Annotated in this window: 16 protein-coding genes and 1 tRNA gene; 15 read left to right on the forward strand and 2 right to left on the reverse strand. The window is 45.1% G+C overall.

From position 1 onward, the window contains the following. Nucleotides 1-79: 79 nt before the first annotated feature. The 13 genes from DWY89_RS14750 to DWY89_RS12800 all read left to right on the forward strand — a co-directional run bounded on the left by DWY89_RS14750 (nt 80) and on the right by DWY89_RS12800 (nt 10,099). Nucleotides 80-202, forward strand: a complete 123-nt coding sequence (locus tag DWY89_RS14750) for a hypothetical protein (protein WP_270224447.1) — start codon at nt 80-82, stop codon at nt 200-202. 6 nt (nt 203-208) lie between these two features. Next, nucleotides 209-664, forward strand: coding sequence for a hypothetical protein (locus DWY89_RS12740; protein ID WP_147352093.1), 456 nt, complete (start codon nt 209-211; stop codon nt 662-664). A 17-nt stretch (nt 665-681) separates the two neighbouring features. Next, nucleotides 682-987 (forward strand): hypothetical protein, encoded by a 306-nt coding sequence (locus DWY89_RS12745; RefSeq protein WP_107001485.1) that lies wholly within the window; start codon nt 682-684, stop codon nt 985-987. A 64-nt stretch (nt 988-1,051) separates the two neighbouring features. Then, on the forward strand, nt 1,052-1,447 hold the full coding sequence (locus DWY89_RS12750) for a BlaI/MecI/CopY family transcriptional regulator (protein WP_107001486.1): 396 nt from the start codon (nt 1,052-1,054) through the stop codon (nt 1,445-1,447). Further along, a complete protein-coding gene (locus DWY89_RS12755) occupies nt 1,444-2,298 on the forward strand; it encodes a M56 family metallopeptidase (protein ID WP_118524733.1) in 855 nt (284 codons plus the stop codon). The genes DWY89_RS12750 and DWY89_RS12755 overlap by 4 nt, the downstream gene beginning before the upstream one ends. Nucleotides 2,299-2,512: 214 nt before the next feature. Further along, nucleotides 2,513-2,737, forward strand: a complete 225-nt coding sequence (locus tag DWY89_RS12765; protein WP_107001488.1) for a hypothetical protein — start codon at nt 2,513-2,515, stop codon at nt 2,735-2,737. A gap of 664 nt (nt 2,738-3,401) precedes the next feature. Further along, nucleotides 3,402-4,625, forward strand: coding sequence for a tyrosine--tRNA ligase (tyrS, locus tag DWY89_RS12770; RefSeq protein ID WP_107001489.1), 1,224 nt, complete (start codon nt 3,402-3,404; stop codon nt 4,623-4,625). 301 nt (nt 4,626-4,926) lie between these two features. Beyond that, the gene (locus tag DWY89_RS12775) at nt 4,927-5,844 is read left to right on the forward strand and encodes a phosphate ABC transporter substrate-binding protein (RefSeq protein WP_118524735.1); all 918 of its coding nucleotides are present in this window, start codon (nt 4,927-4,929) and stop codon (nt 5,842-5,844) included. A gap of 197 nt (nt 5,845-6,041) precedes the next feature. Further along, a complete protein-coding gene (pstC, locus tag DWY89_RS12780; protein ID WP_022359893.1) occupies nt 6,042-6,980 on the forward strand; it encodes a phosphate ABC transporter permease subunit PstC in 939 nt (312 codons plus the stop codon). Further along, complete coding sequence (gene pstA / locus DWY89_RS12785; protein ID WP_118524736.1) at nt 6,970-7,845, forward strand: phosphate ABC transporter permease PstA; 876 nt, start codon at nt 6,970-6,972, stop codon at nt 7,843-7,845. Before pstC ends, pstA begins: the two co-directional genes overlap by 11 nt. Before the next feature lie 21 nt (nt 7,846-7,866). Further along, entirely contained in the window at nt 7,867-8,622 is a 756-nt protein-coding gene (gene pstB / locus DWY89_RS12790; protein WP_118469519.1) for a phosphate ABC transporter ATP-binding protein PstB, read from the forward strand. Between the two features lie 104 nt (nt 8,623-8,726). After that, nucleotides 8,727-9,389, forward strand: coding sequence for a phosphate signaling complex protein PhoU (gene phoU / locus DWY89_RS12795; protein WP_107001493.1), 663 nt, complete (start codon nt 8,727-8,729; stop codon nt 9,387-9,389). A 107-nt stretch (nt 9,390-9,496) separates the two neighbouring features. Then, nucleotides 9,497-10,099: a DedA family protein gene (locus tag DWY89_RS12800; protein ID WP_118481982.1), complete on the forward strand. Its 603-nt coding sequence runs from the start codon at nt 9,497-9,499 to the stop codon at nt 10,097-10,099. Between the two features lie 33 nt (nt 10,100-10,132). Here the strand turns inward: DWY89_RS12800 and DWY89_RS12805 are convergent, their stop codons facing one another. Then, nucleotides 10,133-11,032, reverse strand: a complete 900-nt coding sequence (locus tag DWY89_RS12805) for an MBL fold metallo-hydrolase (protein WP_182429132.1) — start codon at nt 11,030-11,032, stop codon at nt 10,133-10,135. Nucleotides 11,033-11,107: 75 nt separating this feature from the next. Beyond that, a tRNA-Arg gene (locus DWY89_RS12810) sits at nt 11,108-11,179 on the reverse strand. 120 nt (nt 11,180-11,299) lie between these two features. On the opposite strand from DWY89_RS12810, the gene DWY89_RS12815 reads away from it, so the two are divergent. Together DWY89_RS12815 and queA are read left to right on the forward strand one after the other, a co-directional pair. Further along, entirely contained in the window at nt 11,300-12,085 is a 786-nt protein-coding gene (locus tag DWY89_RS12815; RefSeq protein WP_118472925.1) for a hypothetical protein, read from the forward strand. 170 nt (nt 12,086-12,255) lie between these two features. Beyond that, nucleotides 12,256-13,281 carry a tRNA preQ1(34) S-adenosylmethionine ribosyltransferase-isomerase QueA gene (queA, locus tag DWY89_RS12820; protein ID WP_118523816.1) on the forward strand — a complete coding sequence of 342 codons (1,026 nt, stop codon included), beginning with the start codon at nt 12,256-12,258 and terminating at the stop codon, nt 13,279-13,281. Nucleotides 13,282-13,471: the final 190 nt, after the last annotated feature.

Genomic DNA, 13,471 nt, shown 5'->3' on the forward strand with positions numbered 1-13,471 from the left:
TTAAAGAAGGGAGGGATTCCAATGCAGCAAAAATGTGGGATGCTCATTAATAATGTGAATAACGTTAAGAGGTGGTTTTATGAAAAAAATTATGAGTATTTTATTGTCGATAGTTATGTCAACTTCATTGGTAATCCCAACATTTGCGGAAGCGCCGCCATATTCAATAGATAAAGTGGCAACAAAGGTTGTGATTGATTAACATGAATTGAGAGATATTTATGATAAATATGCTTCGGTAACGGATGAAACTGTTGTGGAAGATATGTTAATGGAAGATTTTGGTTTTTCAAGATCGGAAGTTAAAGAATTATTGGAAGTAAGCAAAAGTGGTAGTGGAGGATCTACAGGTGCTTCGAGGGCATCTAGTATAACTGGAAGATTACCAGCAACAGCTGCTATAGGAACCGTTGTAAATATTGTGTATACAATTGATTTGCAAGAAATGAAAGATTTAGCGACAATAACTAATTTTATCGCAAGACAGGTAGGCGGAGCAGGAGCAGGGGTAGCAGTGGCAGCACTTGTTGCTAAAACAGTTTTAGCAGCTGCACAAAAGGGTGGCATAAACTATGCAAAAGTTACAATATCTTATACATATGGCTATAATAATGATGGAGTATTAGGGTGGACGCCAGGTTATACCAAGTATGAGTATTGGTAATAAAAAAGGGAGATGCAATGAAAGAGAATAGAGTATCAAATGAATTCCGTCAAGGAAGAGAAGCAACGTTTGCCGCTTTATTAATGGAACTGTGTCTTTGTGGGGAGCGAATTGCTTCCATAATGGGAATTAGAAATTGGTATGATCAGGTGGGAACTGTTAGAATTTTTCTTTGTATTTTGATTTTTTGTTATTATTATATAATTAAAAAACCAAGATTATTAGATACGCCTGAATGGTATGAGCTAATGAAAAAAGATAGAGTGATTTATGGAATGTGGATCTTGGAAATGATAATATTAGTTAGTAGTATTGGAACTTGAGTGAAAAACAAAGGGGGCGTCAGTTGCTCCCTTTGTTTCTATAAATTATGAGATTGGGAATTTTATGAAGAATAATTATTTAAGTGAACGAGAAATGAATGTTATGCAGGTTTTGTGGAAGTATGAAAAACCCATGACGGTGACAGAAATTGTAGAATCTGAAAAAGAATTGACAACGCCAACAGTCCATACTGTGTTAAGAAAATTGCTTGATAAGGGTTATGTTCAGGTTATTGATACAGTTCAGACTGGAAAAGTTTTTGCTAGGCGATATAAAGCGAAAAAGACTCAGGATGAAGAAATAGAAGAAAAAATAGAAAAATGTATGAAAAATTCTAGAAATCCTATGTCCTTTGTAAATACAATAACAGCAGCTTTGTTGAATGGAGCAGTAGATGAAGAGTCGGTTATTGACGAATTAGAACGTATAGTTCAAAAAAGAAAAAAAGAGATTTTATGAAAATAACATATACATCAATTTTATCGGCAATATGTAGTTCAATTTTGCTATTGGGTTTTTTGTCGGTTTATATATGGAAAAAGCAAGAAAATTATAGCTTGTATGAAGTAAAATTACTTATTTTTTGCACTGTACTAACAGGAGTAAGATTATTTTTTCCAATAGATATTTGCGGAATAAGTCATACGATAGGAATAAAAATATTATATCCAGAACTTTGTCGCTTTATGCGGGGGAAAATAGGATTTTTAAGTCATTTTTCTGTACTTTTTTTGATTAGTTTACTTGGAAGTTTTCTTATCTTAGTGCAAAAAAGTTTATCATATATATCATTTATAAAATTAATAAAAGAAATAAGACCGATAGAGTATATTCGTGTTAAAAAGTATAAAAAAGTGAAAAAAATACCAATATTGAAAGTTGATAGTATAGAAGATCCATTTATTGTTGGTATAAAAAATCCGTATATAATAATACCGAATATAGATGAAGAAACAAAAAAAATAGTACTCTTGCATGAAGTGGGACATTACATTAAAAGAGATTTATTTTTAAAGTGTTTTTTTGAAATATTATGTCTTTTATACTGGTGGAATCCGTTAGTATACATAGTTCGGTATTATTTTTCTAACATATTAGAAATAAGAAATGATTTAATTGTTTGTAATGAGTTATCTGAAATAGAAAAAATTCATTATGTTGAAATATTGTTAAAAATGTCTAGGACAAAAGCGTTAAAAAGGAGAGGAACACTATCTTTTTTTAATGGAAGTTTTTTGAAAATTAGAATTTCTTCTATATTGAATGAAGAACAAAAAAACAGGTCAATATTAAGTTGTTCTTTTTCTTAATTGCTATTATATTGTCTGGTACAATAGTAATAGAACCAGTAGCTGATTTGAAGTTGCATGCACCGTATTTTGAAGAAGATGATATAGTCAAAAAAAATAACTTTTTTGTAAAGACAGAAAACGGGTATGAATTATATATGAATGGTACATATATAGGAACATTGGATGAAATACCAAATGAATTAAAGAATATTAATATTAGGAGGAAATAAAAATGAAAAAAACGATCAGAATTTTAGCAGTAATAATTGCTATGACATGTATTTTTTCAGGGACTGCGTTTGCACAAGAGAAAGAGGTGGCTGTTGAAAAATCGAGTTCAATAGCTAGAGCAGATGTTATAAAATATGTTTATAAAGTTGAAAACGGGAAATTATATAGAAGATTATATAATTATTCTAAGGATACGTGGCTGGGAGATTGGGAACTGTGTGACTAAAGTAATAATATGATAATTATATTTAATAAATATGTACACTACTTTTTACGCTTTGAATTTAAAGTAATGTAAAAATTTTATAGCGTGAAGTTTGAAGTTGAGAAATTGCCTTGACAAATAATAAATTTCGCTTATAATACAGAATATACTCAATAACCTTACAAAGGCAATGAAGGGAACAAGTAGAGATCCGCAGGAGAGCGCACAGAAAGCAGCCGGATGATGAGAGGCGCGCGTGAACCGGATATTCGAATACATCCCGGAGCTTCGCACCGAAGAATCTAAAATCGGATCCGATGAAAAGGCTGCGTGGAAAATGTGCGGCGGTTGATTTGGTAGGCTGCGACGTGAGAGACACACGTTATCCGGTCACGGTATCAGAGGGTACCGGCAGAGGCAGATGGGCGCGAGCTGTCTGCGAACAAAGGTGGTAACACGGGAATTTTGCCCCGTCCTTTTTGGAGGACGGGGCTTTTTTATTTTATAGAAAAATGTGTCTTGTGAAATCACAGACGTTCCAAAGTACCTTTATTGTTCTGTTTTGAGAATGATTTTCGGAGAGAAAATAAAGGATGAATCGGATGTATTTTTGAAAAAAGGAATCCCGTGGAGAAGCAAAACGAGTAAGCAAAATTATTTTTTATAAAAAGGAGTAAACAGGAAAATGCAGATTTACGAAGAATTAGTAGCCAGAGGTCTGATCGCCCAGGTTACAAACGAAGAAGAGATCAAAAAACTGGTCAACGAAGGAAAAGCCGTTTTCTACATCGGTTTTGACCCGACCGCAGACAGCCTTCATGTAGGACATTTCATGGCACTGTGCCTGATGAAACGTCTGCAGATGGCAGGCAACAAGCCGATCGCATTACTTGGCGGCGGCACCGGCATGATCGGCGATCCGTCCGGACGTACGGATATGCGCCAGATGCTGACACCGGAGACGATCCAGCATAACTGCGACTGCTTCAAAAAGCAGATGAGCCGTTTCATCGATTTCTCTGATGACAAGGCGCTCTTAGTCAACAACGCAGAGTGGCTGATGAATCTGAATTATGTAAACTTACTGCGCGAGGTTGGTCCGCATTTCAGCGTCAACCGTATGCTGACCGCTGAGTGCTACAAGCAGAGAATGGAGAGAGGCTTAAGCTTCTTAGAGTTCAACTACATGATTATGCAGAGCTACGACTTCTATATGTTATACCAGAAATACGGCTGCAACATGCAGTTCGGCGGCGATGATCAGTGGAGCAATATGTTAGGCGGTACCGAGCTGATCCGCAGAAAGCTTGGCAAGGACGCACACGCAATGACCATCACCCTGCTGTTAAACTCCGAGGGCAAGAAGATGGGTAAGACCCAGTCCGGCGCTGTATGGCTGGATCCGAACAAGACATCCCCGTTCGAGTTCTACCAGTACTGGAGAAACGTAGCCGATGCCGATGTATTAAAGTGCCTGCGTATGCTGACCTTCCTGCCGCTTGAGCAGATCGATGAGATGGACAAATGGGAAGGCAGCCAGTTAAATACTGCAAAAGAGATCCTGGCTTACGAGCTGACCAAGCTGGTACACGGCGAGGAAGAGGCTGAGAAGGCACAGGCAGCAGCGAAAGCACTGTTCTCCAGCGGAAATGCAGCCAATATGCCGACCTACGAACTGACTGAGGATGATTTCAACGGTGATGAGATCGATATTCTCTCCATCCTGCAGAAATCCGGTCTGGCTCCGTCCCGTTCCGAGGCAAGAAGAAATGTCGAGCAGGGCGGCGTATCTGTAGACGGAAACCAGGTAAAAGATATCAAGGCAGTCTTCACGAAGGATCAGCTCGCTGGCGAAGGAATGGTTGTCAAGAGAGGTAAGAAGAACTTTAAGAAGGTTGTTTTAAAATAAGTGGAGATGTTCCGCCAGAATCTTCACCCCATACAAATCAGAATCACGCCGCCGGCGATCTCTGCCGGGCTTTCAAGCGAAGCCCGGAGAGATGTCCGGCGGCGGTTCCGATCATGGAGAGAAGCAGAGCAAATCCGAAACCATATCTTACATTCACTCCCACAAAAATTACCCAAATTTTACATAAACGATACCAAAATATGATTTCTGTAAATCCAGGAATCTTTTATACTGCGTACTGTAAGAAATCAAGGATAAAAAACTCTGAGAGAAAAAAGAGAGAGGAAAGAGGAATTTTATTATGAAGAAAAATATTCAGAAAACAATCGCAGTATTAGGAGCAGCCGTTCTGGCAACTGGAATGGTAGGATGTGGTTCCAGCAATACAAATACAAGTGCAGCAGACACAAGCGCAGACAGCAGCGCAGCTGAAAGTGGTGCAGCAGCAGATACAACCGAGAACAGCGCAGATACAAAAGATTTAAGTGGTTCTATCACCCTGGCAGGTTCCACTTCGATGGAAAAATTTGCAAATGCACTGGCAGAAACGTTCATGGAGAAATATCCGAACGTGACCGTACAGGCTGAATTTACCGGCTCTTCCGCAGGTATCGAGTCCGTGCTGGCAGGTCAGTGTGATGTCGGTGATTCTTCCAGAGCATTAAAGGATGATGAGAAAGCAAAAGGTGCTGTTGAAAATATCGTAGCTATCGATGGTATCGCCGTTGTCGTTGACCCGTCCAACGCTGTAGATGGTCTGAGCAAGGATGACCTGACCGGCATTTACGACGGAAGCATCACAAACTGGAAGGATGTAGGCGGCAGCGATATGCCGATTGTCGTAGTCGGACGGGAAGCAGGTTCCGGTACAAGAGGCGCATTTGAGGAGCTTCTGGGTCTGGAAGATGCCTGCAAATATGCAAACGAGCTGGATTCCACCGGTGCAGTTATGGCAAAAGTAGCATCTACACCGGGTTCCATCGGATACGTTTCTCTGGATGTAGTCGATGATACCGTTAAGGCAGTTAAACTGGATGATGTAGAGCCGACGGAGGAGAACATCAAGGCAGGCAGCTATTTCTTAAGCCGTCCATTCGTTATGGCAACCAAGGGAGAAATTTCTGAGCAGAACGAGCTGGTACAGGCGCTGTTTGATTATGTATACTCTGCAGAAGGCGATGACCTGATTAAATCTGTAGGCCTGATTACTACGAAGTAAGAAACTGCATCGGAATTTGTGAATGTGGATAAAATTACCGGTGAAAACAGGTAAGGATAGAAAAATCAGTAATTCACGAATACATATAATATTGAATAGATTCAAATAATATCGAGTCGCTTGCAGTCAAGCCGCAGAAAGGAAACTCTGCTTTGGCCGAAAGCGGCTCGCTGTTCAATCCGAGACAGGAGAGACATATGCACGAAAAGAAATTTACCATTTTTGGAAGCCATGCCACGAAATCAGCGGTAGAGAGGGCAGCGGAAATTATTTTTACTGCCTGCGGCCTGCTGGCGGTGGTGGCAGTTTTTTCAATTACCTTATACATGATTATCAGCGGTACCCCGGCACTTTTTAAGGTGGGTGTTCCGGAAATCTTATTTGGAACCGTCTGGAAGCCGACTGGAAATCCGGCGTCTTTCGGAATTCTCTACGTAATTTTAACTTCCATCGTCGGAACCTTTCTGGCGATCCTGATCGGTGTTCCGATCGGGCTGTTTACCGCCATCTTTCTGGCAGAGGTTGCGCCGCCGAAGGTAGCGGCAGTGGTCCGCCCGGCAGTTGAGCTTCTGGCAGGTATTCCGTCGGTTATCTACGGACTCTTAGGAATTTTGATTTTAAATCCCCTGATGTATAAGCTGGAAATGAAAATCTTTGCCGGTTCCACGACGCATCAGTTTACCGGCGGTGCGAACCTGATATCGGCGGTTCTGGTTCTGGCAATCATGATTCTTCCGACCGTCATCAATATCAGCGAGGCGTCGCTTAGGGCAGTCCCGAAACATTTAAAAAGCGCATCGCTGGCGCTCGGTGCAACGCATATCCAGACGATTTTCAAAGTAATCGTTCCGGCGGCGCACTCCGGCATCATCACGGCGGTGGTTTTAGGCTGCGGACGTGCGATCGGGGAGGCAATGGCGATCAGCCTGGTATCTGGAAGTTCAGTCAATCTGCCGCTTCCATTTAACTCCGTCCGTTTCCTGACAACCGCGATCGTGGCGGAAATGTCTTATTCAGAGGGACTTCACCGGGAAGTGCTCTTTACCATCGGTCTGGTGCTGTTCGTATTTATCATGTTTATCAACACGGTGCTCAGCCGGATGTTTGTGAAGGAGGGCGGCGCAAATGACCGATAATAGAATGAAAAGTATTTGCCAGAAGCGCACCCGCATCGGGGACAATATCTTAAAAGTGCTGATTTATCTGGCAGCTGGCGTGGCGATCGCGCTGTTAGTTGGCATCATGGGGTATGTGTTTGTGCGCGGCCTGCCGCAGGTTTCCTGGCAGCTTCTGTCCACGGTGCAGAGCTCCCTCAAGGGCACCTTTGGTATTCTGGGAAATATCATCAACACGATTTATATCATTGTAATTACCCTTATCATTGCAGCGCCGATCGGAATCGGCTCCGCCATTTATCTGAACGAATACGCAAAGCCGGGAAAACTGGTGCGGACGATTGAATTTACAACCGAGATCCTGTCCGGTATTCCGTCGATTATTTTTGGTTTGTTCGGTATGGTCTTTTTCGGAATGACGCTGAAGCTGGGCTATTCGGTTCTGACCGGATCCTTCACGCTGACCCTGATGGTGCTTCCGCTGATTACGCGGAACACACAGGAAGCACTCAAAACCGTTCCGGACAGCTACCGCAGCGGCGCACTGGGAATCGGTGCAACGAAATGGTATATGATCCGGACGATCCTGCTGCCGAGTGCGGCACCGGGTATTCTGACCGGCGTCATCCTTTCGATTGGCCGTATCGTGGGCGAGTCGGCGGCGCTTCTGTTTACTGCCGGAAGCGGCTTCCAGCTTCCGAAAAACCTGTTTGGAAAACTGTTTGAGTCGAGCGGCACGCTGACCATCCAGCTCTACCTGTCGATGCAGAAAGCAAAATACGATCAGGCGTTTGGAATCGCGGTCGTGCTTCTGATTATCGTGCTGGGAATCAACCTGCTGACGAGATTTTTGACCAACCGGTTTGATGTGACAAAATTAAAATAAAGTAAAAAATGAGGAAATGATATGGAGACAAAAATTTCTACGTCGGATTTGAATCTGTACTATGGAAACAATCATGCATTAAAAAATATCAATCTGGATATATATGAAAATCAGATCACAGCGTTTATCGGACCGTCCGGTTGCGGTAAGTCTACCTATTTGAAAACATTGAACCGCATGAACGATCTGGTGCCGAATGTAACAATCAATGGAAAGGTGTGGATCGACGGCGAGGATATCTATGATCCGAAGGTTGATACGACGCTTCTTCGCAAGAAGGTCGGCATGGTATTTCAGCAGCCGAACCCATTTCCGATGAGTATTTATGACAATATCGCGTATGGACCGCGGATTCACGGCATTAAGGGAAAAGCAGAGCTGGACGCGATTGTGGAGAAGAGTCTGCGCGGCGCGGCCCTGTGGGATGAGGTCAAGGATCGCCTGAAACGTTCTGCACTGGGACTTTCCGGCGGACAGCAGCAGCGTCTCTGCATCGCGCGTGCGCTGGCGGTTGAGCCGGAGATTCTCCTGATGGATGAGCCGACCTCGGCACTGGACCCGATTTCCACGCTGAAAATCGAGGATCTGATGGGCGAGCTTAAGAAGAATTATACAGTTGTCATCGTTACCCACAATATGCAGCAGGCGACCCGTATTGCGGACTACACGGCATTTTTCCTGGTGGGAGAGGTAGTCGAGTATGCACCGACGACGGATCTGTTCTCGCATCCGCGGGAGAAGAAGACGGAAGACTATATTACCGGACGGTTTGGATGATAGGCGTAAGATTGAGGATTTAAAAATAAGTAGAAAATCAGTTTACTGTTCAGAAGTGGAAAATTTCTGGGCAGAAAACAGGGGAGATGGAGAGGAGATACGGGATGGCGACGAGAGAGGCATTTATACAGGAGTTAGAAGGGCTGAATCAGGAATTGAACGCGATGAGCCAGATGGTGCAGGATGCGATTGACAGTAGTTTTCAAGCGCTTACCGAGCATAATGAAGAGCTGGCACAGAAGGTTATCAAAGGAGACCGGGATGTGGACAATATGGAGCGAAAGATCGAGACACACTGCCTGACGCTGATGTTAAAGCAGCAGCCGGTCGCCAGTGATCTGCGCCATATCTCGACGGCGCTGAAGGTTGTGACCGATCTGGAGCGGATGGGCGATCAGGCGGCGGACATTGCCGATCTGTCCCTGCGTTTGGAGGATGCAGATATTAGTCTTGTAAGCAAACATCTTCCGGCCATGGTGGCAAATGTGAAAACGATGGTAAAGGATGCGATTCACGCGTTTATTGAGCGTGACACCGAGACGGCGGAGACATTCGAACAGAGGGATGACCTGATCGATGCCTTCTTTGAGCGGGTAAAACGGGAAGTGATTGAGTTTCTGAAAAAAGACGGGGATAAATCCGATGTGGCAGTCGATCTTTTGATGGTTGCTAAGTATCTGGAGCGAATCGCCGATCACGCGGTCAATGTGTGCGAGTGGACAGAGTTCTCGGATACGGGGGCCGTGGGGGATGTGATGATTCTTTAGGTTTAATTAAAATCCGGGCATGAAAAATGAAAATTAGATGCCTGGATTTTTTCCGTTCCGCATAAAATACATAGAATATGTGGAAATAACGTGGAGTGCGATATATCATGCGTGATATAGTGCTGGAACTTTTAAGTTCATACGGATATGCGGGAATGTTTGCCCTGATTCTAATTGAGAATTTGTTTCCGCCGATCCCGTCGGAAGTGATTTTAACCTTTGGTGGATTTATGACAACATATACACGGATGAACATAGCCGGGGCAGTTCTGGCAGCGACGGCGGGCTCGGTGCTGGGGGCGCTGATTCTGTATGAGCTGGGGCGGCACATTCCCGTGCAGAAGTTTTATGCATTTTTGGGCGGGGCATGGGGAAAACGGCTGGGAGTAGAAGTGGAGGATGTGAAAGATGCAGACGGATGGCTGGAGAGAACGGGACGGTCAGCCGTCTTTTTTTGCCGGTTCGTTCCGATCATCCGAAGCCTGATCTCGATTCCGGCGGGGATGGCAAAGATGGAACTGCTGCCGTTTCTCCTTCTGACAACAGCGGGCAGTCTTATCTGGAATACGGTGCTCATCGGAGCCGGCGCGGTGGCGGGGGCATCGTGGGAACGTATTCTGGTGCTGTTAAAAACATATTCCCGCTTCGCCGTGATGGGAGCGGGAATCTTGGGATTTGCGGTGGCGTGTGTGTATTTTCGGAAACGATAACAACAGGAGAGTGAAAATTCATGCAGAAAGAGTTTATTCATTTAAGTAAAAATATATGGTGTCATTCTTTACTTCCAGCCGTGCCGTCCCATCGATCACCAGCTGTTCCAGATATGGGCGCAGGTGGCGTTCCTGACGGATGAGCTGGTCGTAGGTACCGATATGCATTCCGATCAGGCGTCGGCTTTCCTGATAAAATTCATCACGCGTCATCGGTCTCTGCAAAAGCTTTGCCAGCTCTGCGAGACGCAGACGGACAAGATCCATATTTTTGTCCGCCAGTTCCCGGATATTGCCATCAAATGGACCTTTGTGCGATAAAATCCAGTGCTGGTAAGGCAGTTTTGTGATTGCTTCCTTGCTTTCCAGATCCAGACCGACGTGGTCGCAGTATGGAAGCTTGACGTGACGCAGGACATTTTCGGTTAAAAGCGCGTCTCCGGCAAAGCAGACGCCGTCCGGTGTGCCGATGACGATGTGGTCGAGGGAATGCCCCGGCAGATGGTGAACCGGGAAGGTTACGCCGCAGAGTGTCACGGAAGTATCCTCCGGCTGGATGATACAGTCAACCGGGCAGCGCTGCTCGGTGTCGATGGAAACCTTTTCCTCCTCGGAGCGCCCGAAATAATTGGTATACCGTTCCAGCGCCGCCTGGGAGGCGATCAGCCCGGCTTCGCCAAGCGACATAGCCAGTGGAATCTGAAAGGCTTCGCGCAGGCGTTTGCTGTTTCCATGATGGTCGATGTGCGCGTGGGAAACGATCAGCCCCGCCGGGGTCAGCCCGGCGTCTTTCAGAGAGCCGACCAGCTCGTCATATTCCTTTGAGTAACCATTGTCAAACAGGATGCAGCGGGTGTCGTCGATGCGGTAGACGCCGATGGCTGTTTTGCCAAGCAGACAGTCTGTATTTCCAGAAACGTGTATGAGTTCCACGGGAAGGGTCCTCCTTTTATCATGAATAATGCAAAAAGCGACGGCTGAGATATCTCCGCTGTCGCTTTTTAAGAATGCGTCTGATAGGAATCGAACCTACGCCTCAGGCTCCGGAGACCGGCGCTCTATCCACTGAGCTACAGACGCATTACTTGTATGATACTATAATATTTAGAAAATTGCAAGTTTTTTTTCGGAAATACCGCTTGCCGAGTAACCAAATCACCGCTATAATATTAACAATCGAATAAGTCAGGAGGCGGTCGGGTGGGAGAACCGAAAAAGAAACCGGGACGCAGCCGGAAGAACGGAACGGACTGGGAACTGCGCCGCTATGTGATGCTGCTTGCGGCGGTGATTGTATTGATTCTGATTGGCGCGGTGGCGATGTTTTCCGGGAAAATAACAAACATTCTGGGGAAAAAGGATGGCTTACCGGCAGAAATGGTGGATACAGGCGGCTCTGGAATGGTGATTGAGCCGGACACGAAAGAATATATTCAGGACTTTGGCGGATGTATTTTGACAGAGAATGGCGAGCCGGGGATCACAGAGCTGATGAATACTTATTTTCAGGCGGTTTCCGACTGTGATATGGATACGTTTGTGAAGTTGTTTACCTCACAGGATACGAGTGAGGAAGAACACTACCGTCAGGAATTTGAAGAACAGAAGCAGTACATTTCCGGGTACCAGAATGTGAAATGTTATACGACGCCGGGGCTTAGGAACGGTGAGATGGCAGCGTATGTGTATTATGAGATTTTGTATACGGGCGTGGAGACACCGGCACCGAGTCTGGTGCGGATCTATGCGATCCGGGCGGAGGACGGAAACTGGCAGATCGATGACGGGAAAATGTCCGAAGAGCTGACGCAGTATTTTGAAGAGCTGTCGGTCAATGAGGATGTGCGCCTTCTCAGCAAGCAGACGGATGAAGCAATGGATGCGGCGATGGAGCAGGATGAGGCGTTGAAAGAGCGCGTGGAATTTATGAAACAGGGCGCATCTTATATGCAGGAGGAGTCAGAACCGGCTGCGTCAAATCCTTAAAATGCTTTATTGAATTCGTATGGCTGGAAAAATAAAGTTTTTAAGGTATGGAAAGCTGAAAAGCGGATATTCCGGAGTATAGAGAAATAGCTGATAGCATATAAGATATAAAACTGATTGATTTATATAAAGCGAAAGTACAGATATAGAAAGACAAAGAGGCACAAAGAATGGATGTAAAAGATTTTTATTATGATTTACCGCAGGAGTTAATTGCACAGGATCCGCTGGAAGATCGTTCTTCTTCCCGGCTTTTAGTGCTGGATAAAAAGACGGGTGAGATGCAGCATAAGGTGTTTAAGGATATTGTCAATTATCTTCATCCGGGCGATTGCCTGGTGATCAATGACACAAAGGTTATCCCGGCGCGTCTGATCGGAAGCAAGGAGGGAACGGATGCACACATCGAGATTCTTCTTCTGAAACGCCGTGAGAACGATATCTGGGAGACGCTGGTAAAGCCGGGCAAAAAGGCAAAGCCGGGAACCGTGATTAATTTTGGCGACGGTCTGTTAAAGGGAACCGTTATTGATGTGGTAGAGGAAGGAAACCGGCTGATTCAGTTCTCCTACGAGGGTATTTTCGAGGAGATTCTCGACCAGCTCGGCCAGATGCCGCTGCCGCCATACATCACACACCGTCTGCAGGACAAGAACCGCTATCAGACGGTTTATGCGGAACACGAAGGATCGGCGGCTGCACCGACAGCAGGTCTGCATTTCACGAAAGAGCTGCTGGCACAGATTCAGGAAATGGGCGTCAAGATCGCGCACGTCACACTTCATGTGGGTCTGGGAACCTTCCGGCCGGTCAAGGTTTCGAATGTACTGGATCATCATATGCACTCGGAGTTCTATCGTATCGAGGAAGATGCCGCCAACATGATCAATGAGACGAAGAAAAATGGTGGACGCATCATCTGTGTCGGAACGACAAGCTGTCGGACGATTGAATCCGCAGCGGCTGAGGACGGCACGATCCGCGCGTGTAGCGGCTGGACCGACATTTTCATCTATCCGGGCTACCAGTTCAAGATTCTGGACTGCCTGATCACAAACTTCCACCTGCCGGAGTCCACACTCGTCATGCTGGTATCCGCACTGGCAGGCAGAGAACACGTGCTCACGGCGTATGAAGAGGCGATCCGGCAGAGATATCGGTTCTTTAGTTTTGGGGATGCTATGTTTATCCAGTAGAGAAAAGGGATGTATGAAAAAGACTCATAGTGAAAGGCTATGGGTCTTTTTATTTCGAAAAATGTTTGAAAAACGGCACACCGCGTTCTCGTTACTTTAGCCTGCAAATAAAAAGTCAAGACTTAATGGGGAAAAAAATATAAAATTTTACATGGTTAAAATTAGGCACTAAAATAAGACCACCACAAGC

It is taken from the genome of Clostridium sp. AF27-5AA (assembly GCF_003478415.1).
In the GTDB taxonomy this organism is placed as follows: Bacteria; Bacillota; Clostridia; order Lachnospirales; family Lachnospiraceae; genus Otoolea; species Otoolea fessa.

Excerpts from the sequence above, each read along its gene's own strand:
- queA (WP_118523816.1), top strand. The coding sequence starts at position 12,256 with ATGGATGTAAAAGATTTTTATTATGATTTACCGCAGGAGTTAATTGCA.
- phoU (WP_107001493.1), top strand. The coding sequence starts at position 8,727 with ATGGCGACGAGAGAGGCATTTATACAGGAGTTAGAAGGGCTGAATCAG.
- DWY89_RS12775 (WP_118524735.1), top strand. The coding sequence starts at position 4,927 with ATGAAGAAAAATATTCAGAAAACAATCGCAGTATTAGGAGCAGCCGTT.
- DWY89_RS12745 (WP_107001485.1), top strand. The coding sequence starts at position 682 with ATGAAAGAGAATAGAGTATCAAATGAATTCCGTCAAGGAAGAGAAGCA.
- tyrS (WP_107001489.1), top strand. The coding sequence starts at position 3,402 with ATGCAGATTTACGAAGAATTAGTAGCCAGAGGTCTGATCGCCCAGGTT.
- DWY89_RS12800 (WP_118481982.1), top strand. The coding sequence starts at position 9,497 with ATGCGTGATATAGTGCTGGAACTTTTAAGTTCATACGGATATGCGGGA.
- DWY89_RS12750 (WP_107001486.1), top strand. The coding sequence starts at position 1,052 with ATGAAGAATAATTATTTAAGTGAACGAGAAATGAATGTTATGCAGGTT.
- DWY89_RS12765 (WP_107001488.1), top strand. The coding sequence starts at position 2,513 with ATGAAAAAAACGATCAGAATTTTAGCAGTAATAATTGCTATGACATGT.
- DWY89_RS12755 (WP_118524733.1), top strand. The coding sequence starts at position 1,444 with ATGAAAATAACATATACATCAATTTTATCGGCAATATGTAGTTCAATT.
- pstB (WP_118469519.1), top strand. The coding sequence starts at position 7,867 with ATGGAGACAAAAATTTCTACGTCGGATTTGAATCTGTACTATGGAAAC.
- pstA (WP_118524736.1), top strand. The coding sequence starts at position 6,970 with ATGACCGATAATAGAATGAAAAGTATTTGCCAGAAGCGCACCCGCATC.
- DWY89_RS14750 (WP_270224447.1), top strand. The coding sequence starts at position 80 with ATGAAAAAAATTATGAGTATTTTATTGTCGATAGTTATGTCAACTTCA.
- pstC (WP_022359893.1), top strand. The coding sequence starts at position 6,042 with ATGCACGAAAAGAAATTTACCATTTTTGGAAGCCATGCCACGAAATCA.